This is a genomic window from Streptomyces typhae (genome assembly GCF_009755605.1).
Taxonomy (GTDB): domain Bacteria; phylum Actinomycetota; class Actinomycetes; order Streptomycetales; family Streptomycetaceae; genus Streptomyces; species Streptomyces typhae.
This window is the reverse complement of the sequence record NZ_WPNZ01000009.1, coordinates 241,668-261,867: the sequence shown is the minus strand read 5'-3', so window position 1 is coordinate 261,867 and position 20,200 is coordinate 241,668. Positions and strand designations below refer to the sequence as shown.

The following is a 20,200-nucleotide window of genomic DNA, read 5'->3' as shown; positions in this document are numbered from 1 at the left end:
GTGCTCGTGTCTGTACTCGTCACTCTCGTCGCTGCGGTCACCGGCGCATCCTCGCATCCGGGTCCCGCCAGTGGGGCGCGCGGGCCCGGTCGGCGAGGGCGTCGGCCTGGCGGTGGTGCGTGGCCGCGGCGGTGGGGCGGCCGAGGGCTTCCGCGAGCCGGGCCGCGTACCGGGCCACCGGCTCCAAGGTGAGCGCCCCGCTCCCCGCGCCGCCCAACTCGCCGCACGCGGGCAGCAGTTCGCGGTAGAGGCCGTCCAATACCGCCAGGGACTCCGAGTCGCGCGGAGCGTCGGCTCCGGACCGCAGGGCCGCGCGTGCGCGCAGGCACAACCGGGCCTCCAGCAACTGGTCCCCGGGCAGGGGCCCGCTGCCCGCCCGCGCGCCACCGCCGCCTTCGTCCGCCGCGTCCCCGCTCTGCACCCGCAGGCACAGCAGGGCCAGTTCCAGGAGCCCGCCCTCGGCACCGATGCCGGTCATGCCGGTCATGCCCGAGCCCCGCATCCGCTGTGCCGCGGCCCGGCACGCGGCCTCCGCCTCCGCGGTCCGCCCGGCCACGGCGGCACGCAGCGCCGCGTACCAGTCCGTGAACACGCCCACCAGGGGCAGCCCGTGCAGTTCGGCGAGCCGGTCGGCGGTGGCGGCGGCCTTGTCGGCGCTGTCGAAGTCCGCGAGGGCGGCGTGCGCCTGGAGCAGCATCAGGTGGCCCAGCACCTCGAAGGCGACGAGGCCGTGGCGGGCGGCGAGGGAGGTCAGCTCCGCGCCGATGAGGGCGCGTTCGGGGGCGAGCCCGGCGCGGTGGAAGGTGTGCAGGAAGCGCCCGTTGAGGGCGAAGGCGAGCAGCGCGGCGTCCTCGCCCCGGTCCGGGTCGCCGCCCTCTCCGTCACCGCTGCCGGGCCCGGCGTCCCCGGCGAGTCCGGCGACCCCGCTGGGTCCGGCGTCCCCGGCGAGTCCGGCGACCCCGCTGGGTCCGGCGACCCCGCCTAGTCCGGCGTCCCCGCTGGGTCCGGCGACCCCGCCTAGTCCGGCGTCCCCGCCACGCCCGATGTCCCCGCTGGGTCCGGCGACCCCGCCGAGCCCGGCGAACCCGCCGAGCCCGGCGTCCCCCAACGCCCGTGCGAGCGTCTCCGCCTCCCGTGCCGCGTCCGCGCCGATGCCGGTGCGGGTGCCCCGGGTCTCCATGGCCACGGTGCTGAGCAGTCGGCAGCGCGTGGCGCGGCGGGCGCGGGACCCGTCGTCCGGGAGGGCGTCGAGGGTGCGCAGGGCGGCGGCGACGATGCGGCGGGAGAGGGCCTCGTCGTCGTTGCGGGCCCAGATGCCGGGTACGTCGAAGGCGCCGATGACGCGCGCGGTCAGCTCGGGGTCGCCGGTGGCCTCGGCGGCGACGAGCGCGTCGGTCCGGTACCGGCGGGCCTCGGCGAGGCCGCCGGTGACGGCGAGCGTACGGACGAGCCCCATGACGATCCCGAGCCGCTCGCGTCCGCCGCCGGGTACTTGCTCCCGGTCACCGCCGGGCAACCACTCCCCGTCACCCCCGGGCAACCACTCCCCGTCACCCCCGGGCAGCCACTCCGGGGCGCCATCGGGCAGCCACTCCGGGGCGCCGCCGGGCACCCGCCCCCGCGGACCCACGCGGTCGTACGCGTCGAGGGCCGCACGCCAGAGCCCAGCTGCCCGGTGCGGGGCGAACGCGGCCTCGGCGCGCCGTGCCGCCCGCACGGCGAAGTCGGCCGCGCGGGCGGCGACTTCACGGGTGCCCGCGGCGACATAGTGGTGCGCGACCGCTTCGACGGCGTCGGGCCGCAACCGTTCGATGACCTCCCCGGCCCTGGTGTGCAGGCGGGCGCGGCGGGGACCGGACAGGTCCCCGTACAGCGCTTCCCGTACGAGCGCGTGCGCGAACTCGACCCGGTCGGCACCCGTGCCCGCACCGGCGTCCGCACCCACGAGGAACCCGGCCGCCACCCCCGCGTCGACCGCGTCGAGGACGGCGTCCTCGTCCCCGACGAGCCGGGACAGGACCTCCAGGTCGACCTCGGCGCCGAGCACCGCGGCCTGCCCCAGCACGGCGCGGGCCGGTGGCGGCAGCGCTCCGGCCCGCCGCCGGACGATGTCCCGTACGCCGTCGGGCACCCGGTCGAGCGCGGTGGGCCCCTCGGTGGCGTACAGGCGGGCGATCTCGCGTACGAAGAAGGGGTTGCCGCCGCTGCGGCGGTGCACGGTGCGCAGGGCGGCGGGCCCGACGTCATGCCCGACGTCGTGCCCGGTGAGGGACCGCACGAGGTCGCCCACCGCGTCCTCGGACAGCGGTCCGACCCGTACGCGCGCGGGTTCGGCGCGGGCGACACGGCCGAGGAACTCCCGTACGCCGGGGCGCTCTTCGGTGTCACGGTAGGTCACGGCGACGAGCACGGCACGCTCGACCGGCGCGTCCGCGAGGGCGGCGAGCAGTTCCCGGGTCCCGGTGTCGGCCCAGTGCAGATCGTCGAGTACGAGGAGCAGGGGCCGGCCGCGGTCGGCGACCCGCACGATCTCGTCGCCCACCGACCGGTACCACCGGAACCGGCCGCCGTCCCCACTCCCACTCCCAGTCCCGTTCTCGCTCCTGCTCCTGCTCCTGCTCCTGCTCCTGCTCCTGCTCCCGTTCTCGCTCCCGTTACCGTTACCGTTCCCGCTTCCGCTTCCGCTTCCGGCGGCGCCCGCGCCAGTGCGGCCCGAGTCCCCCGCCAGTCCTTCCGCGAGGCCGAGGTCCCCCAGCACCTCACCCCAAGGCCATCCGGCAGGCACCCCGCCCTGCTCCGGCACCCGCGCCCACGCCGTCGTCCACCCCTCGGCGCCGAGCCGCACCGCGAGCTCCCGCACGAGGGCCGTCTTGCCCGCCCCTGCTTCCCCGGCGACCAGCGCGAGGGTGAACCGCCGGTCCCGCACGGCGGCACGCGCGGCGGCGGCCAGGGCCTCCGACTCCCGCTCCCGGCCGACCAGTTCGCGCCCCGGCCCCGGGGCGACGTCCTCACGCGGCAGCGACTGCGCCGGGGCGCCCGTTGCTGGGGTACCGCCCGATGCCGGGTTGCCGCGCGTTGCCGGGGCGGGCGGGGACCCGGGAACCGGCGCGAGGCCGAGTGCGGAACCGGGCGCGAACCCGGGCACGGAACCGGGGGCGACCGCGTCCCCCGACGTCAGGATCTCCTCCTCCGCCCGCCGCAACCCGCCCCCCGGCTCCATCCCCAGCTCCCGGGCCAGCCGTTCGCGGGCCCGGCGCAGTACGGCGAGGGCGTCGCCCCGCCGCCCCGCGCGGTGCAGGGCGATGGCGAGCAGCCCCCACGCGTCCTCCCGCGACGGGTGCCGTTCGACGTGCGGTTCCAGGTCGAGGGCGGCCTCGGCGGGGCGGCCGAGGGCGAGGGCCGCGGTGGCGCGGCGCTCCACGGCCAGCAGCCGCAGCCCGTCCAGGCGGGCGGCCTCCGCGCGGGCCCAGTCGTGGTCCGCCCACTCGGCGTAGGCGGGCCCCCGCCACAGGGCGAGCGCGCCGTCGAGCAGGGCGAGCGCGGTGTCGGCGGCACCGGCACCGCGCCCGGCACCGACACCGGGACCGGCACCCGCACCCGCACCCGCACCCGCACCCAGCCCGACACCGGCACCGGCACCGGCACCCAGCCCGACACCGGCACCCGCACCCGCACCCGCACGAGCGCCGAACCCGGCCCCCGCCCCACCGGAAGCCGCCCCGAGCAGCCGCCCCGCCTCCCCCACCGCCCCCTCGAACCGCCACGCGTCCACCTCCGCGTCCCCCGCGAGCAGCGCGTAGCCGGGCCCGGACGTCACCAGGAGCCGGGCGGGGGCGCGCCGGGGGCGGTCGGGTTCGAGGGCCTTGCGGAGGTCGCCGACGAAGGTGCGGATCGCGCCGACGGCGGTGGGCGGCGGATCGGCCCAGAAGTCGTCGACGAGCCGGGCCACCGGGACGGTGCGGCGGCGGGCGAGCAGGAGCCGGGCGAGGACGGCCCGGTGCCGCGGGCCCTTCAGGTCCAGGGGCGGCCCCTCGGCACCGCGACGCGCGACGAGCGCCCCGAGCACCTCGAACGTCACGGGCCCGAGGACGGGACCTGACCCGGGGACGGGACCTGGCCCGGGGTCGCGACCTGGCCCGGGGCCGGCGCCCCGCGGGACCTCATTCACCTCCGGCACCCCTTCAACGTACCTCCGCACCCGTCCACTGATCCGTTACTGATCCACCCCCCACACGCTTGGTGTCATGACTCAGCGCGAACCCCGTATCGAAGGCTTCTCCTACCGCCGTGTGCCCGTGGCCGACGGCGGTGTCCATCTGAACGTGGCCGTCGGCGGCGACCCGGCGGCCACCCCCGTGGTGCTCCTGCACGGCTTCCCGCAGACGCACCTCATGTGGCGGCACGTGGCCGCGGACCTCGCCGCCGACCACCATGTGATCTGCCCGGACCTGCGGGGTTACGGGGCGAGCGACAAGCCCGCGGAGGCGGCGGACGGGCTCACGTACGCCAAGCGGACGATGGCCGCGGACGTGGTGGCGCTCGCGCGGGCCCTCGGGCACGAGCGGTTCGCGCTCGCGGGGCACGACCGGGGCGCGCTCGTCGCGATCCGCGCGGGCCTCGACCACCCGGACACCGTGACACACCTGCTGTCACTCGACGTCCTGCCGACCCTGGACATGTGGGACGTCATGCGGGGCACCACCGCGGCGGTCGGCTTCCACCTGTATCTGATGGCGCAGCCGCCGGGCCTGCCGGAGCGGATGATCTCCGCGGACCCGGACGCGTTCTTCGGCCACTTCCTCGACCTGTGGGCCGCCGCCCCGGACGCGGTCCCGGCCGAGGTGCGGGCCGCGTATCTGCGGGCGTGCCGCGAGGCGGTGCCGTCCATCGTGGCCGACTACCGCGCGTCGGCGTTCGCGGACGTCGAGCACGACACGGCGGACCGGCGCGCGGGCAACGCCCTGCGGATGCCGGTCGCGGTCCTCCAGCAGGACTGGGGCGCGGCGCTCGGCTTCGACGCGGCGGAGCTGTGGCGCAGGTGGGCGCCTGACCTCGCGCACCGCACGGTGTCGTGCGGCCACTTCATGGCGGAGGAGGCGCCGAAGGAGGTCACGGCGGCCCTGCGGGAACTCCTCGCCCGGGAGCCGGGCCAGTAGCCCGACTGAGAGCCGGGCCGGGAGCCGGGCCAGAGCCGGTCCGGTAGCCCGCCTAACCTGGGGCCCATGCCGACTACGCAGCTCAGCAACGGAGTCCAGCTCGCCTACGACGACCACGCGGGACCGGAGACGAGCACCCCCGGCCCCCTGGTCCCCCTCGTTCTCGTGCACGGCCACCCCTTCAACAGGTCCTCCTGGGACGCACAGGTGGCGGCGTTCGCCGCCGAACGCCGCGTGATCACGTTCGACCTGCGGGGATACGGGGCGTCGGCCCCCCGGGACGCGCCGCCCGTGACCGACTTCGGGGACTTCGCCAGGGACCTGATGGCGCTCCTCGACCACCTGGGCGTGGAGCGGTGCGCGCTCGGCGGCGTCTCCATGGGCGGCCAGATCGCTCTCGACACGTACGCGCGCTTCCCGGACCGGATAGCGGGGCTGCTGCTCGCCGACACGTCGCCGCAGGCCGAGACGCCCGAGGGCAAGGTGACCCGCAACGAACTCGCGGACCGGCTCCTGGCCGAGGGCATGCGGGGGTACACCGAGGAGGTCCTGTACAAGATGGTGGCGCCGTACAACGAGGAGGCCGCCGTCAAGGTGCAGCGGATGATGCTGGCGTCGTCGCCCGACGGCGCGGCGGCGGCTCTGCGGGCGCGGGCCGAACGCCCGGACTACGAGGCGGGGTTGGCGGAGGTGGCCGTGCCGGTCCTGGTGGTCGTGGGCAGGGACGACGTGTACACGCCGGTGGCGGGGGTGCGGGCACTGCACGAGGCGCTCCCGGACTCGCGGCTGTGCGTCGTCGAGCGGGCGGGGCATCTGCCGAACCTGGAGCGGCCCGAGGAGTTCAACGCGGCGGTGCGCGACTGGCTGGCCCGGCTCGGCTGAGGGCGCGGGGCCACCCGAGGGGCCTGGCGTGGCGGCCACCCAAGGGGCCTGGTGTGGCGGCCACCGCCGGGGCGTGGGGCGGCTGGTACCGGCGGTGGCCGTGGGACGGCGCCGGCGCCGCGTGGTGCACCCGCATGCCGGCGCGTACCTGCCCGTGCGGCGTCGGGGCGTGCGGGAGACGGCCCCGGCTGGACAAACCGCTGGGCACGGGCCGGAGCTGCGCGGGTGCTGCGGCTCCGCCCCGCTCGCGGGCCGAATCGGGCGGCCCGGGAGCTCGGTGTTGTGTGCGCGTCCGGGGGCTGGGGACCGAGAGCGTCCGCCGGCGCACGGCCGCTGCCTCGGCCGCCGCGCGGACTTGCGCTCTCCTTTCGAGGCTAAAGCGCGGTGGTGCGCGGCGGAAGACGAGACGCGGCACCAGCGTTGCTGCGCCAATTCCCGTAGTGCGGGGCCGCGGTGGGCAGCCGGAGGCGCCGCGAAGAGGGGAGTTTTCACCACTGCCTTCGCGACGTGCGGCTTTCGATAATGACGGCATGAACACCACACGACAGGCCGAGGGGGCCGCCCCGCCGCCCGTGAGCGGCCCGACCGCTTTCCGGCGCACCCTGACCCTGTGGGGTCTCGCCCACCGCGCGTTCTTCGTGTCGCTGTGGTGCGTCATGGTGTCCTCCGTGCTGCGCGGCCCGCTCGGCGTGAAGCTGCTTCCGGGTACGGAGCGCAGGGTGCGGGCCCTGGCCGACCGGCAGCGCGAGCTGGCCGCCCGGTGGTCGGGCGTCGAGGTCCCCGCCGTGTACGCGGAGCTGCCCGCGACCGGCAGGGCCCGGGGCAAGGCCCTGCGGTCCCAGCTCCTCGACAAGGGCAACCAGGTGCACCGCGACTGGCGCTGGGTGCACATCGACTGGTTCGCGGGCGGCGCGATCGCCGCCGGTCCTGTGCTGCTGGGCCTGACCGGCGTGTGGGGCCTGTGGACCGCGTCGATCGGTACGGAGCTGCCTCGTGAGTGGGACAGCGTCTGGTTCCTGTTCGTCCCGGTCGGCGACCCGGACACGGCGTTCCTGGCAGGTGCGCTGGGCGTACTGTGCCTGCTTCTCGCTGTCTTCTGGGCGCCCCGGCGTACCCTGCGCCTGCACGCCCGCTACCTCCGGCTCGTCCTCGCCCCGAGCGAGTCCGAGCTCCTCGCGGCCCGCGTAGAGCACCTCAGGACGACCCGCTCGGACGCCGTGGACACCCAGATGTCGGAGATCCGCCGCATCGAGCGCGACCTGCACGACGGCGCGCAGGCCCGCCTGGTGGCGATGGGCATGACCCTGAACGCCGCCGAGCATCTGCTCGCGACCGACCCCGAGGCGGTCCGCGACCTGCTCGTCGAGGCCCGGCAGTCCTCCACCGCCGCCCTCAAGGAGCTGCGCGACCTGGTGAAGGGCATCCACCCGCCGATCCTCGCGGACCGCGGTCTCGCCGATGCCGTACGCTCCCTGGCGATGATCAGCCCGCTGCGCACCGAGGTCGTCGTCGACCTCCCGGCCCGCCCCGAACCGCCCGTCGAGTCCGCCGTGTACTTCGCCGTCTCCGAACTCCTCACCAACGCGGCGAAGCACTCCGGGGCCGAGCGCTGCTGGATCGACCTGCGGTACGAGAGGGGCTCGCTGCGGGTGTCGGTCACCGACGACGGGCAGGGCGGCGCGGACGTCCGCGCCGGTACCGGTACCGGTCTGCGCGGTGTCGAGCGGCGCCTCGCCCACTTCGACGGCGTCCTCGCCGTGAACAGCCCGCCGGGCGGTCCGACCCTGATGACCCTGGAGCTGCCGTGCGTGTTGTCCTCGCCGAAGACCACTTCCTCCTGAGGGACGGGGTCACCCGCCTCCTCGAAGCCTTCGGCCACGAGGTCCTGGCGGCCGTCGACACCGGCCCTCTCCTCCTCGAAGCGCTCCTGTCCCTGCGCCCCGACGTCGCCGTGGTGGACGTCCGTCTCCCGCCCACGTTCAGCGACGAGGGCCTGCGCGCCGCGGTCTTCGCCCGCACGCGGGTGCCCGGACTCCCGGTACTCCTGCTGTCCCAGTACGTGGAACCGCTGTACGCCCACGAGTTGCTGGCCACAGGGTCCGAAGGCATCGGCTACGTCCTGAAGGAACGCGTGTCCGACGGCGCGGAGTTCATCGCGACGATCGAGCGCGTGGCGGCCGGCGGCACGGCAATGGACCCCGAGGTGGTGTCCAAACTCGTCACCGGCAAGTCCCGCGACGAGCCCCTCGCCTCCCTGACCCCGCGCGAGCGCGAAGTACTCGAATGCCTGGCCCAGGGCTTGTCCAACGCGGGCACAGCGGAGTCCTTGTTCATCACCGAGAAGGCGGTGGCCAAGCACGTCGGCAACATCTTCATGAAGCTGGGGCTGCCCCCTTCGGAGTCGGCGAACCGGCGGGTGCTGGCTGTTCTGGCCTACCTGGACAGGTAGTCCGGGTACGGCGTCGAGCCGTGGAGGGGGACGGAGGGCTACTCCCCGTCGCGGTCCTCACCGAAGGTGACGTCCAGCTCGGCAGTCAGGGCCTCGGCCAGCTGGAGCGTCTGCGACCGGCCGATGACGACCTGCTTGAGCGAGGCGAGGCCGCGGAGCCCGGAGAGGTCGTTGCCTCGCAGGTCCAGGCCGCGGCACTGCCCGCCCTCGAACTCGGTCAACCGCAGATCGCAGTCGTCGATGAGGACGGCTCCCAGGTCGGCGGCGATGAAGGTGGTCTCGCGGAGCGAGCATCCGGAGAAGATCACGGGACCGGTGGCCCGGACCCGGGCGAGGCTGCTGTAGTCGAACTTGCAGTCCTCGAACAGCACGTTGTCGAGCGTGATGTCTTCGAGGGTGGCGCCCATGAACCGGCAATCGCGGAAAGCGGCCCGTGAGATCTTGCTGTCGCTCCACCACAGCGAGGGCAGATCGCACCCGATGAACTCCACGGAGTCGACGCGAAGCTTCTCCAGGCGAGTGCGCCGGGCCTTCAGACCGGTGATCCGCCCGTCGAGGAGGTGGGCGTCGACCAGATCGAGGTCCCGCAGATCGGCGTCGCCGTACTGGAACTCCGCCAGCCGCCCCCGGCCACCGTCGAGCGAGGTGACGTGGGAGAGGTGGAAGCCCGACGCGTTCAGGGCGGGGAGGGTGACGCTCGTACGGCGGATCGTGCGGGTGTCCATCAACAGCCTTTCAGCGCGGTGCCCCGGGCGCCGGGCGCACGGTGACTCGGACGCCGGGTGCTGTCGGCGTCCGGTGGGTTGCCGACAGCACCGGGCGGCTCCTTCTTGTTCCAGTTGTCCCAGGTCGGACGGTTGTCGAAGGGGGCTGGGGTCTTCGCCCAGTTGTCCCATGTGGGCTGGTTGTCCCACAGCGTTCCAACGAGCATCGGGACCGGGGCGTCGTACGTGGCCATCAACTCCATCACGACGGGGGTGTCGGATGTGGCGAGGCGGTCCAGGGCGGTCATGCGGCTGACTCCTTCGTTGCGAGCGCGGAAAGGGCCTTGACCAGGGCCTGCCGGGAGACCCGGCAGTAGTTGGTCTCGGTGGACCGAAGGCTGCCGTTCTCGAAATAGCGGTTCGCGGCCTGGGCTCCGCGGCAGAAGTCGAAGAACTGACAACCGGCCTGGCAGCGGTCCAGGCCGGTGAGGAAGTCGCGTACGTAGCCCAGACGGTGTGCCTCACGGAGGATCTCGGCCAGGGACTGTTCGAGGATGTTCCCGGCGACGAAGTCGGCGTGCTCGGGTGCCTTCGCGTCCGCCAGTTCGGGAGAGAGCAGGACCACGTCGCCCTTCCAGGAGACCGTGGGGATGGGGTCGAGGCGCCGTCGTTCCCACTCGGCTCTGCGGCCGGAACGGATCAGGTGGAGGTACTCGGCGAGGCGTACCACCTCCCGAACCGCCGGCGCGTCGGGATGTTCGCGGGACCAGGTGAGAGTGCGGCGCCAGAACTCCTCGGCCTGGACCGCGGTGGGCGGCTGTCTGCCGGTGTTGACCCCTTCGATCTCCTCGATGTTGAAGCCCACCGAATGGCATCCCAGGGAGGACAGGAAGTCCAGCAGCTCCTCGGGCATCGTGATGCCCAGGGTGCCGACCACCGAGATGACGGAGAAGGGGACGCCGTGCTCACACAGGTGTGCGATGCCACGCATGATCCGGTCGAAGGCGGGCTTGCCGCGGAGGTCGACGCGCTCCGCGTTCAAGGCCGCAGGTCCGTCGATGCTCACTCCGACGCGGACGCCGTACGCAGTCAGGAGCTCGCACCACCTCCCGGTGAGGAGCGTCGCGTTGGTCTGTACGTAGTGGTGGACCCGGCCCGTGCGGCGCAGGCCCTCGAAGGGCGCGAGCAGGCACTCGAACTTCTGCGGGCCGACAGCGAGCGGTTCCCCGCCGTGCCAGACGAGGCCGATCGCATCGCCGCCGCTGCCGTCGAGCCGGGCCAGCGCCTGAGCCAGGGTCTCGGCCACCTCCACCGGCATCTGGTGCTTCAGCTTGCGCAACGGCAGATAGCAGTATCGGCAGTCCAGGTTGCACCACGTCGTGGGCTGGACCACCACGGTCTGCGGTGCCGCGAAGCGCTGCCGGTACCGGGTACGCCACGGGGACGGGTGAGAGCGCATCGGAGTCCTCTCCTCAGCGGACAGAGACATCCCGGCTGCGAGCGGGAGAGCTGCGGACCAGGATGCGACCACCCTCCGCCCCTCCGTGACGTGCACCCGATGACATCGCCTTGTCATGAGCGATGACATGTCATCGGCGACACGATGACATCCCCAAGTCGCGATATTCGCATCACAGTTCGGGCGTGGTGCGGTGGGCTATCGTGGCGAGCGTGCCTCGCTCGATTCTGATCCAAGACGGCCGGACGTCCCGGGACACCGGCTTCGTCCTCATCTGCTCCGGCTACCTCGTAGAGCGCGGCAGGGTGCTGCTCGTGCACCACAACCGCTTCGACAGGTGGGTACCGCCGGGTGGCCATATCGAGCCGGGCGAGTCCTTCGCCGCCACGGCGGTGCGTGAGTTCAAGGAGGAGACCGGCCTGCTGGTGGAGGCCGTCTCGAGCCAGCCGGAGATCCACCCCGCCGACGCCAATGCCACGCCCGAGCCGGTGCCGTTCTACGTCGACATCGAGCGGGAGGGTTTCGCCACCCCGGCGCTGGTGCAGTTCTTCTACGTCCAGCGGCAACCGGGTGCCCGGGAGCAGTCCGTGCGGGCACAGCTTGAAGAGGTGCACGGAGCCGCTTGGTTCGGTCCGGAGGACCTCGACACCCTCAAGACGTTCGACCAGGTCCGTTCTCTGGCCCGGTTCGCCCTGTCGAACTATCCGGTGGCCGGGGAGCGGGCCGCATCGTAGGCGGCGGCCTACCGTCCCGCCAGGCGGTACCCGCCAACCCCGTCCACCGTGCAGGCGACCAGCAGCCGGGCCGGGGCGCCGCCAAAGGCAGCGGAGACGGCCTGGTTGATGCGCTGGACGTACTTGGGCACCGACGAGGGAGCGACGAAGAGCGCCGCGGCGATCCGCTCGGTCGTCAGCCTGCCTTCGGGCGCACCGTGCACAGCCTTCACCACGTCGAACAAGCGGTCCGACAACTCACACGCCACGCTTCCCTCGCTGTCGCGTGCGTCGACGAGGACGGTCCGGCCACGCCCGAATGCGATGCGCGTGATGACCGTCTCGGCCGAAGCCTCACCCGCGTCGGCACAGGCGCTGTCGGCGAGGCTCATCCGGGCCAGACGCTGCACCGCCTCCTCGTAGGCTGAGACCGTGTAGTACGCAGCCCGGATGGTGGCCCGCTTGCCCGAGGCACCCGGCTCGTTCCACAAGCCGGCCTCCGTGTCCCACAAGCCGTTCATCAGCTTCCATGCTGTGGCGAGCCGGGGATCACGCGGACCCGCACCGGCCCGGACGGCGGCCTGGGCGCAGAGCGCGTACGCCATGTGTTCCCAGGCTGTGCCCTGGACGTCCTTGTCGTCCTCGACGAACGTCTCCCACCGGTGGTGGTTGTGAAGAAGCCACTGCCCGGCCTCGGCGACGACGTCGGACAGCCGCTTGTGCTGCGCCGATCCGTGCACTCCGCCCGTCTCCTGGGGGTCGTCCCGGTACGCGGGCCCGCCGTCAGGCCCCGTTCCGGCGCGGACGGCCGACAGCGCGAGCAGGCACAGCGCGGTCTTGCTCGGGCTCGGGTCCGTGTCGACATAGGTGCGCCATCCCCAGGCACCGCTGCGGCGCCGGTGGTAGAGCAAGCCGCGTGCTCCATGGTCGATCAGCGGTCCGACGCGCTCCAGCAGATCAGTGGTCCCCACCCCGCCTGGCAGGCGGAGACCGGGGCCCAGGTCGTGGAGAACACCTCGCAGCTCGGCGAGCCGGTGCACCACCAGGGCGGTCTGGTGCAGTGAGGTGTCGTCCAGCCCGAGGACCTCGGGCCAGCCATGGTCGACCTGATGGTCCTCCAGCCAGCCGACACACCAGGCCGCAGCCTCTGCGACACCGCTGTGATGAAGGAAGCGAGGGTGGGACAGCAGCCCGGACAGCCCGAAAGCGATGAACCTGGTGTGCTCACCACGACCGCCTTTGGGTCGGGGCCGCGAGTGCTCCGGGATGGCGCCGGTGAGGAAGTCGAGACCCCGGCGCACCGGCTGGCCTGCGATGCCGGCTGCCCGCAGCACGTGCAGGACCTCGCTGGTGTTCACGATCGAAGAAACGGAGGTCAGGGTGAGGCCCCACCCGCCGTCGTGCCCCTGGTTGCGCAGCAAGGTCCAGGCGGCCTGACCCGCTCTGCCCTCGAACGCCGCGAACCCCGCCTGCGTACTCTTCACGATTCGCCTCCGCAGCCGGACCCGGTCCGCCGGTCGGACCGTACCCAACTCGGCGACGGGCGACGCGTGTTCCGGCCCGACCGGACAGGTGGACGCATCAAGCCGGAGCCCCTCGGACAGCCGGGTACGGCGTCGAACGTGTCTGTGACCGAACGAAGACGTCGCGGGAGACGGCCTGTAACTCAGTGCGGGATACAAATATCTCCGACAGCACGCACCGCGTCACTCCTTGGGGGTATCACCGTGAAGTACACCCGCGTCTCCGCTTTCGCCGCCCTCAGCCTCGCCGCCACCCTCTCTCTCACCGCTTGCGGCGGCGACGGCGACGGCTCTGGGAAGAAGTCGTCCTCCAAGGGCTCGTCGTCCTCCTCGTCCTCGTCATCCTCCTCGTCGGGTTCTTCGGACTCCTCGGACTCCTCGGACTCCTCCGACAGCGGCTCGAAGCCGCAGGGCGGCTCGGGCACCGGCCCCTCGGACACCGGCAGCTCCACGTCCGGCTCCGGCAGCGACACCCCCGCCGGGACAGCGGCAACCGGCAACAAGGTCACCTTCTGCAAGACGGCCGACCTTGCCATCGACGCCGTCGACGCCGCCCCGGACCAGGAAGCCGGCCGTATCGACGTCACCATGGTCAACCGGGGTTCGACCACCTGCTCGGCGACGGGCTTCGCGGGCGTCGACATCAAGGACGCCGACAACACCTCCAGCCCTATCCAGCGCGGCCCCGCCCAGCCCCGCGTCACCACCCTGAAGCCGGGTGACGCCGCCGTCTTCAACCTGGCCTACACCATCGACGACTCCGGCGAGAGCCTCGCGTCCCCCACGAACCTCATCGTGACGCCCCCGAACGAGACCCACAGCGTGACCCTCGACTGGCCCGCGGGCGCGGGGGCCATCAAGGGTGCCTACACCGACGTCGAGGTGTACCCCACGCACACCACCAAGTAGGGCGCAGCTGCTACCCGGCCAGGTGGGTCACGAAGGCCTGCCAGGCGGGGGCGCCGACCAGGACGGCGGGGCCGTGGGGGTTCTTGCTGTCCCGTACGGGGACGAAGGCCACCTGGCTGTGGGCGGAGCCGACTTCGACGCAGTCCCCGCTTTCGCCTCCGCTGTACGGTGACTTGTGCCAGGCATCGTGGACTTCGAGGCAGTCGGCGCCGTCACCACCGCTGTACGTCGACTTGCGCCACGCGCCCAGTACCGACGCATCCGGGAAGCTGATTCGTCGCTCACGATTGCTCACCATGCTCGTAATCGTCCGCCACCGACCTGAGCAGCGCAAGGGACTCATTGTGCGACAACGCGTCGCCCAACGCGTGCTCGTAGGAGACTTGGCAATTACGCACCACGCTCGGGTTCTCCAACACCATGCCCGTGTTCAGCCCCTCCACGTACGCGACTGGAGGCAGGTCACTGAACCACATCAGCGTGACGAAACCTTCCAGGAGGTTGTGCGGGCCCACCGCGAACGGCAGCACGTGCACCCGGATACGCCCGCTGTCCCCCAGGTTCGCGATGTGACGCAACTGCTCGCACATCACTGCGGGCCCTCCAACTGGCCTGCGGAGCACGGCCTCGTCCAGCAGATACCACGCCACGGGCGACTCGAAGTCGTCGAAGATCTTGGCTCGCGCCAGCCGAGTGTCGCGCAGAGCGTCCCGCTCATCGGCTGACTTCGGGGGAAACCAGGTGCTCAAGATCCCGTGGGCGTAAGCCTTCGTCTGAAGGAGGCCAGGGACCAGCTTTGGAGCGTACGTACGAAGCATCGTCGCCCGCTTCTCCAACTCCATGGCCTCCGCGAAACGCTCAGCTACGCGCCCCTCACCCACGGACGGAAGGAATCGGACCAACACACCCCCCGCCTCCAGAACATCATCCAGACGCCGCGCATCCTCGACCGCAGGTCGCCGTCGTCCCGCCTCGATATGGGCGATGTGCGTACGAGACATGATCGCCCGCACACTCAACTCCTCCTGGGTGAGCCCCGCGCCCTCGCGCCGCGCGCGGAGCTCCTCCCCGTACCGCAGACGGGACTCGGGGTTGTCCTCAATGGCCACCGGCAAGCTCCTCACGTGCGACAACACTTGTCACCCCGCGCCTACTGGCGAGCGTAGCGACGCCGACCGCACTGTGTGACCGGAACGGCACACAGAGCGAGAGGCAGCACGATGGACGACCCCATCCAGCACCATGCGCAGGGCGCGTACGTGGCGCACGCGCATACGGACATCTACGGGCCCGGCAAGGTCCTGTACGTGGACGGCGACTTCCGGCGGGTCAGGTTCACCCACTTCGTGGCGACGATCAAGGCTGACGACCTGCGTCCGGCGACACCGGTCGAGGAGCACGAGATGTACACGTGGCTGTGCCGGAAGGCGGCGCGCTACGGCAGTGACTGGATGATCCCGTAGTTGAGGGGGCAATAACGGCTGAAACAGGGCCGTATCGGGATCACGGCACCCGCTCCTAGGCTGTGCCGCGACGCACCGCGGGTGCGTGCGCGACCCGACGTTCCGGGAGGTCGACCGTGGCGGCACTGTCTGAGGGCATCTACCTCATCAAGAGCGAGGCGAGTGGACTGTACGCGGGGGTGCAGCCGGGAGGAGGGGCGAAACAGGGGGCGAAGGTCGTCCTTGCCGAACTGCAGGCGGAGGGGGCGGAACGGCACCGGCAGTTCTGGCATGTGAAGCCGCACAGCGCGAGGGAGGGTGCGTGGACGCTCCAGAACGTCCACTCCACCCTGCGCATGGACATCATGGTGAACAGGGGCAGGGCGGGCGCGGCGGTGCAGCAGTGCCCGCCGGAGTCGCGGGAGGACCTGCTGCTCACGCAGTTGTGGCGGCCCGAGCACGTCGGTGAGGACCGGTTCGTGTGGGTGAACGTGAACAGCGGGAAGCACCTCGGGGTGCGCGGTGAGCGCCTGGAGGCGAACGCGGAGCTGGAGCAGGCGGAGCCGAAGGAGGAGGACGACCGGGGCACGCAGGTGTGGGCCCTGGAGAGGGTGCAGGATCGGGGCGAGTCGAAGGCGTTCGACGCGCTGACGGCGAGGATCGTGTCGCCGGGGGCCCTGTCGGCGCCGGGGCACGTGATCACGTCGGCGCTCAAGGGCATCCTGGACGCGGGCGGCGGGGTCTTCGAGACGATGGCGAAGACGGTGCCGGACCCGAGGGCGCCCTACCTGCGGTTCGACGGCTTCCGCGGGGACGAGTTCATCCGCTTCTCGCCGCGCCTCGGTATCGAGTCGGGCCCGAAGAAGATCAGTGAGCAGTTCCCGCAGCTGCCGACGGGCTTCTCCCGCAAGGAGGACGTCCTGAACGCGCGCAAGGGGAGCAGCAACACGCACGCGGCCGTGATCCACGACGGGCTCGTGGAGTTCTCGGAGCGCTCGGCGAGCCGGAGTTCGCTGTCGCTTGCCACGGACGAGGGGGAGTTCCGCCCGATCAGGGCGGCGACCACGGCCGACACCAAGGGCGAGAAGATCGCCCTGTTCTACGACGAGGGCGCCAAGCTGCTCGACCCGCGCGGCAACCTCGTCGGCGAGTTCCGCCTGGAGCACGCTCCCGTCGACTTCCTGACCGGCCTGGACACGGTCACGTCCGCCCCCTTCGACGACGAGATGCACTTCTTCCTCGTCAAGGGCGAGGAGTTCGTGATCGTGAGCCCCGGCAAGCTCATCCAGGGCGCCACCAAGCTGACGGACGCGTATCCGTTCCTGGGCGGGGTGTGGATGTAGCCGCACGTATGCGCCCCGCAAGGGGCGCGGGGAACTGCGCGACCAGCCACAAAAAGGCCGCAGACGCGTCTGCAGGGCCTGGGGCAGACGCGTCTACGGGGTACGGGGTACGGGTGGGGCATGGCCCGGGCACACGACCCGGGCCACACCCCACCACTGGACGGCCGGCCGGCCTCGCCGGGGGTGGAGAGCCGGCCGAGCCGGGTCAGGCCTCCTGCTGGGGCCGCGCGGGCGGCAGCAGGAGGGCGAACAGGGCGCCGACGAGCGGCAGGATCGCGAGCCAGGCGAGGGCGCTGGTGATCTGCATGTGCTCGGAGAGCGTTCCGGCGGCCGCGGAGCCGATGCCGCCGCCGACGAAGAACAGCAGGTTCAGGACGCCCATGGCCCCGCCGCGCTGAAGCGGCTCAAGGCGGCTGGAGAGCACCGCGGTGGCGACGACCTGCGTGACGGCGAACGTGGCCATGCCCATCGACGTACCGATCAGCATGACGACGATGCCGCCCTCGACCATGCCGACGATCGCGAGGAACACCGCGGAGCTGAGGGCGACACCCGAGAGCAGGAAGCTGCCGCCCTTGGTCAGCGTCAGCTTGCTGGCGAGGCGGGAGCACACGGCGCCGACGACCGCGCCGGGCAGCAGCCAGGCACCGATCTTGAAGACGCCCCAGCCGTACTGCATGGCCAGGATCTGCGGCACCGCGTACATCGCCGCGAACAGACCCGCGTACCCGCCGAGACCCACCACGGCGGCGATCAGGAACGTGCGGTCGGTGGCCAGGGGCTTCGGCACGAAGCCGTCGGGCCGCCGGTTGATGTGCCAGAACAGGCCCACCACCGACACCGCGAGCAGCACCGCGAGGGTGATGACGAGCGGGGTCGAGAGGTCGAGCGTGGAGGCCTGGATCAGCAGCAGGAGCGAGGTCGCGCCGGTACCGAGGAGGGTGCCGCCGACCAGGTCGACGGCCTTGCCGAAGCCGGGCCGGGTGGCCGCGAGCTTCAGGCAGAAGGGCACGACGGCCAGGGAGAGCGCGGGCAGGACCAGGGTGACCCGCCAGTGCCACCAGTCGGTGACCATGCCGCCCATCAGCGTGGCGCTGGACGAGAACAGCGCCATGGTCGCGCCGAAGATCGCGAGGATCTTGGGCCGGATCGCGGGGGCGGTCGCGGCGGCGAGGGTGAGGGCGCTGGACGTGATGGCGCCGGAACCCGCGGCCTGCACGAACCGGCCCGCGATCAGGAGCCCGAACTCGGACGCGACCAGGATCAGGACCGCGCCCACGGCGAGGAGCGCCGAACCGACAAGGACCGTGTTGCGCACCCCCCATTTCTCCGAGAGCCGGCCGAAGAGCGCGGTGCCCACGCCGAGCGCGAGGGCGTGGGAGGTGAGGACCCAGGCGGCGACGGCCGGCCGGACCTCCATCGCCATGGCGACATCGGGCAGCGCCACACCCGCGGCGGTGACACCGAAGATCACAGGGCCGAACAGGGCGCCAAGGCGGAGCCCGATCAGCCCCGCACCCGGTGTGGTCTGCGGCTGCGCCCGCACCGCGTCGTCCGTCGTCATCGACACTGTCGTTCTCCCCATCCTCTGGACCCTCCGGGTCCACGTGGTCCTCTGGTTGTCGGCTCCACCGGGCGTCAGGCGTCCGTGCGGGGCGGGATGTTGTGGTTGAACCGGAAGAGGTTGTCCGGGTCGTACTGGGTCTTGATGTCGCGCAGTCGTGCGTAGGTGTCGGCTCCGTAGCCCTCTTCGGCGAGGGCGCCCATCTCCGCGCCCGCGCAGAAGTTGAGGTAGCGGCGGCCCGTGGTCCAGGCCGCCATGCCCTCCACGACCTGCGCGGGGCGCGCGCCGGGTCCCGGCAGGGCGAGCGTGGACAGGCAGAACGCGGCGTCCCTGTGGTCGACGGCGTTGGGCACGGCGGGCGGTCGCGTCAGGGCGCCGCCCATGTGCCGCAGCTCCACCGCGAGGTCCACGCAGCCGCTCTCGGGCCCGGCGAGGGCGAGCAGTTCGGCCGCCGCGTCGTCGCCGAGCTCGCGCAGCATCACCGAGCGCTCGTGGTACGGGATCGGGAACGTCGGGTCGTTGTGGATCTCCGCGCAGCGCGTGTACGGCATCTCCGCGAGCGTGTCCACCATCGCGTCGGCGACCTCCCGCAACGGTTTGACCAGGCGCTCCCCCTCGTCGGCGGGGCCCAGGTGCAGGACGCGTACGTGCGCCACGAGCTTGCCGCGCAGGAACTCCGGGATCGGGTCCATGTCCGGCATCCGCATCAGCGCCAGCGAGGAGGACATCTCGTCGGGCACCGTCTCGACCCACGAGCGCCAGCCGTGCAGCACGTCCGCGGCAGCCTCGCCGGGGAAGAAGAGGCCGCCGCCGTAGATCTGCGTGACGGGCACGAGGCCGAACTCGATCGCGGTGACCACGCCGAAGTTGCCCTTGCCGCCGCGCAGCGCCCAGAACAGGTCCTCGTTCTGCTCGGCGGTGGCGATGCGCAACCGGGCGTCGGCGGTGACCACTTCGATCGCGGTGACGTGGTCGGCGGCGAAGCCGTACTTGCGTGACATCAGCGCGAGGCCGCCACCGAGCGTGTAGCCGACCACGCCCACGAGCGGCGACGAGCCGTTGAGCGGCGCGAGGCCGTGGGCGGCGGCCGCCTCGATGACGTGCCGCCACTGCGCTCCGGCCCCGGCGCGGGCGATCCGGGCGCCGGGGTCGATCGACACGTCGGTCATCCGGCGGGTGTTGAGAAGCAGTCCGGTGCCTTCGGCAGCGGTCGACGGACCGTGTCCGGTCCCCTGCACCGCCACCGGTACGACGGCCTCGGCAGCGAAGTCGATGACTTCCCGTACCTCCAGCGCGTCCCGCACGCCTACAGCGATCGCGGGACTGTGCTCCACGATCCGGTTGAACCCCGCGACCTCGGCCGCGTACCCGTCGTCGTCCGGTCCGAGTACCGGTCCGGTGACGCGTTCCACGAGGCGTCGCGCCACTGCGGATTCGAACATGTGTCAGCCCTCCAAGCCCACCCCAACTCGGGTCGCTGATCACACTCCCAGCGGGCGCCGCCCGGACCTATCCCCCCTTTGAGGGGAGTCGGGATACCCCCTCTTTGCGGGGGGGGGCGGGGGTTCCGGGGCTGCCGGACGAGGGCGCGGGGACTCAGGGCGCGCCGGGCCGCCCCGACATGTCGCCCACCGCTCGCAGCATGCCGATCAGCTCTCCCAACTGGCGTTCTCCGAGCAGTGCCTGCACCTGGTCGAACAGCGCGCGGGCCTCCTTGCCCGCCGTCGCGAGGCGCTCGCGGCCCGGCTCGGTGAGCGTGACGATGCGGCGCCTGCGGTTGGCCGGGTCGATCTCCTTGGTCACCAGGCCGAGGGCTTCGAGGCGGTCCAGGAGCGGGGTGAGCGTGGACCGGTCGATCGCGGTCAGGGCGCCGAGCGCGGACTGGTCGAGGCTGCCGTGGTCGTCCAGGACGAGCAGCACGGCGAACTGCGGATTGGTCAGGTCCGGAATGCGCTGTTGCCACATGACCGTCCACGCCTGGGCGGCCCGGCGGAGCTGATGCGGCAGCGCCTCGTCCAGATGCGGCCGGCGGCGGGGGCTTGTGCTCGTCATGATG

General features: G+C 72.3%; 18 protein-coding genes. 8 read left to right on the top strand and 10 right to left on the bottom strand.

What is annotated here, in order from left to right; all coding sequences use genetic code 11:
- Positions 1 to 37 precede the first annotated feature (37 nt).
- Positions 38 to 4,078 (bottom strand): BTAD domain-containing putative transcriptional regulator, encoded by a 4,041-nt coding sequence (locus tag GPA10_RS41720; protein WP_198351634.1) that lies wholly within the window; start codon positions 4,076 to 4,078, stop codon positions 38 to 40.
- 166 nt (positions 4,079 to 4,244) lie between these two features.
- Between GPA10_RS41720 and GPA10_RS18460 the strand changes: the two genes are divergently transcribed.
- The 4 genes from GPA10_RS18460 to GPA10_RS18445 all read left to right on the top strand — a co-directional run bounded on the left by GPA10_RS18460 (position 4,245) and on the right by GPA10_RS18445 (position 8,487).
- Positions 4,245 to 5,156: an alpha/beta fold hydrolase gene (locus GPA10_RS18460; protein ID WP_157166451.1), complete on the top strand. Its 912-nt coding sequence runs from the start codon at positions 4,245 to 4,247 to the stop codon at positions 5,154 to 5,156.
- Positions 5,157 to 5,222: 66 nt separating this feature from the next.
- Positions 5,223 to 6,038, top strand: coding sequence for an alpha/beta fold hydrolase (locus GPA10_RS18455; RefSeq protein WP_157166450.1), 816 nt, complete (start codon positions 5,223 to 5,225; stop codon positions 6,036 to 6,038).
- Positions 6,039 to 6,568: 530 nt separating this feature from the next.
- The gene (locus GPA10_RS18450) at positions 6,569 to 7,879 is read left to right on the top strand and encodes a sensor histidine kinase (protein ID WP_157166449.1); all 1,311 of its coding nucleotides are present in this window, start codon (positions 6,569 to 6,571) and stop codon (positions 7,877 to 7,879) included.
- Positions 7,843 to 8,487, top strand: coding sequence for a LuxR C-terminal-related transcriptional regulator (locus tag GPA10_RS18445; protein ID WP_343041061.1), 645 nt, complete (start codon positions 7,843 to 7,845; stop codon positions 8,485 to 8,487). The genes GPA10_RS18450 and GPA10_RS18445 overlap by 37 nt, the downstream gene beginning before the upstream one ends.
- 38 nt (positions 8,488 to 8,525) lie before the next feature.
- Here the strand turns inward: GPA10_RS18445 and GPA10_RS18440 are convergent, their stop codons facing one another.
- The 3 genes from GPA10_RS18440 to amcB are packed head-to-tail and all read right to left on the bottom strand — an operon-like array spanning position 8,526 to position 10,650.
- Positions 8,526 to 9,212 carry a pentapeptide repeat-containing protein gene (locus tag GPA10_RS18440; protein ID WP_157166448.1) on the bottom strand — a complete coding sequence of 229 codons (687 nt, stop codon included), beginning with the start codon at positions 9,210 to 9,212 and terminating at the stop codon, positions 8,526 to 8,528.
- Complete coding sequence (gene amcA, locus GPA10_RS18435) at positions 9,212 to 9,499, bottom strand: multiple cyclophane-containing RiPP AmcA (RefSeq protein WP_157166447.1); 288 nt, start codon at positions 9,497 to 9,499, stop codon at positions 9,212 to 9,214. Before amcA ends, GPA10_RS18440 begins: the two co-directional genes overlap by 1 nt.
- Positions 9,496 to 10,650: a cyclophane-forming radical SAM peptide maturase AmcB gene (gene amcB / locus GPA10_RS18430; RefSeq protein WP_157166446.1), complete on the bottom strand. Its 1,155-nt coding sequence runs from the start codon at positions 10,648 to 10,650 to the stop codon at positions 9,496 to 9,498. The genes amcA and amcB overlap by 4 nt, the downstream gene beginning before the upstream one ends.
- Before the next feature lie 212 nt (positions 10,651 to 10,862).
- Here amcB and GPA10_RS18425 point away from each other — a divergent pair, with 212 nt between their 5' ends.
- Positions 10,863 to 11,384 carry an NUDIX domain-containing protein gene (locus GPA10_RS18425; protein ID WP_157166445.1) on the top strand — a complete coding sequence of 174 codons (522 nt, stop codon included), beginning with the start codon at positions 10,863 to 10,865 and terminating at the stop codon, positions 11,382 to 11,384.
- Positions 11,385 to 11,392: 8 nt separating this feature from the next.
- On the opposite strand, the gene GPA10_RS43725 is transcribed toward GPA10_RS18425, so the two are convergent.
- Positions 11,393 to 12,847 (bottom strand): prenyltransferase/squalene oxidase repeat-containing protein, encoded by a 1,455-nt coding sequence (locus tag GPA10_RS43725; RefSeq protein ID WP_343041059.1) that lies wholly within the window; start codon positions 12,845 to 12,847, stop codon positions 11,393 to 11,395.
- Between the two features lie 243 nt (positions 12,848 to 13,090).
- Between GPA10_RS43725 and GPA10_RS43720 the strand changes: the two genes are divergently transcribed.
- A complete protein-coding gene (locus tag GPA10_RS43720; RefSeq protein WP_343041058.1) occupies positions 13,091 to 13,795 on the top strand; it encodes a DUF4232 domain-containing protein in 705 nt (234 codons plus the stop codon).
- Positions 13,796 to 13,805: 10 nt separating this feature from the next.
- Here GPA10_RS43720 and GPA10_RS18405 read toward each other — a convergent pair whose 3' ends face one another.
- Together GPA10_RS18405 and GPA10_RS18400 are read right to left on the bottom strand one after the other, a co-directional pair.
- Complete coding sequence (locus tag GPA10_RS18405) at positions 13,806 to 14,093, bottom strand: DUF397 domain-containing protein (protein ID WP_157166441.1); 288 nt, start codon at positions 14,091 to 14,093, stop codon at positions 13,806 to 13,808.
- Complete coding sequence (locus tag GPA10_RS18400; RefSeq protein WP_343041057.1) at positions 14,077 to 14,904, bottom strand: helix-turn-helix domain-containing protein; 828 nt, start codon at positions 14,902 to 14,904, stop codon at positions 14,077 to 14,079. The genes GPA10_RS18405 and GPA10_RS18400 overlap by 17 nt, the downstream gene beginning before the upstream one ends.
- A 111-nt stretch (positions 14,905 to 15,015) precedes the next feature.
- Here GPA10_RS18400 and GPA10_RS18395 point away from each other — a divergent pair, with 111 nt between their 5' ends.
- Both GPA10_RS18395 and GPA10_RS18390 read left to right on the top strand, forming a co-directional pair.
- Positions 15,016 to 15,258, top strand: coding sequence for a hypothetical protein (locus GPA10_RS18395; protein WP_157166439.1), 243 nt, complete (start codon positions 15,016 to 15,018; stop codon positions 15,256 to 15,258).
- Between the two features lie 116 nt (positions 15,259 to 15,374).
- Positions 15,375 to 16,580: an RICIN domain-containing protein gene (locus GPA10_RS18390; RefSeq protein ID WP_157166438.1), complete on the top strand. Its 1,206-nt coding sequence runs from the start codon at positions 15,375 to 15,377 to the stop codon at positions 16,578 to 16,580.
- A 205-nt stretch (positions 16,581 to 16,785) separates the two neighbouring features.
- On the opposite strand, the gene bagJ is transcribed toward GPA10_RS18390, so the two are convergent.
- The 3 genes from bagJ to bagL form a co-directional block, all read right to left on the bottom strand.
- Complete coding sequence (bagJ, locus tag GPA10_RS18385) at positions 16,786 to 18,165, bottom strand: bagremycin/ferroverdin transporter BagJ/FevB (RefSeq protein ID WP_241845301.1); 1,380 nt, start codon at positions 18,163 to 18,165, stop codon at positions 16,786 to 16,788.
- 53 nt (positions 18,166 to 18,218) lie between these two features.
- The gene (bagK, locus tag GPA10_RS18380; RefSeq protein ID WP_157166437.1) at positions 18,219 to 19,586 is read right to left on the bottom strand and encodes a bagremycin/ferroverdin biosynthesis FAD-dependent oxygenase BagK/FevA1; all 1,368 of its coding nucleotides are present in this window, start codon (positions 19,584 to 19,586) and stop codon (positions 18,219 to 18,221) included.
- A gap of 154 nt (positions 19,587 to 19,740) precedes the next feature.
- Positions 19,741 to 20,196: a MarR family transcriptional regulator BagL/FevM gene (bagL, locus tag GPA10_RS18375; RefSeq protein WP_058850248.1), complete on the bottom strand. Its 456-nt coding sequence runs from the start codon at positions 20,194 to 20,196 to the stop codon at positions 19,741 to 19,743.
- Positions 20,197 to 20,200: the final 4 nt, after the last annotated feature.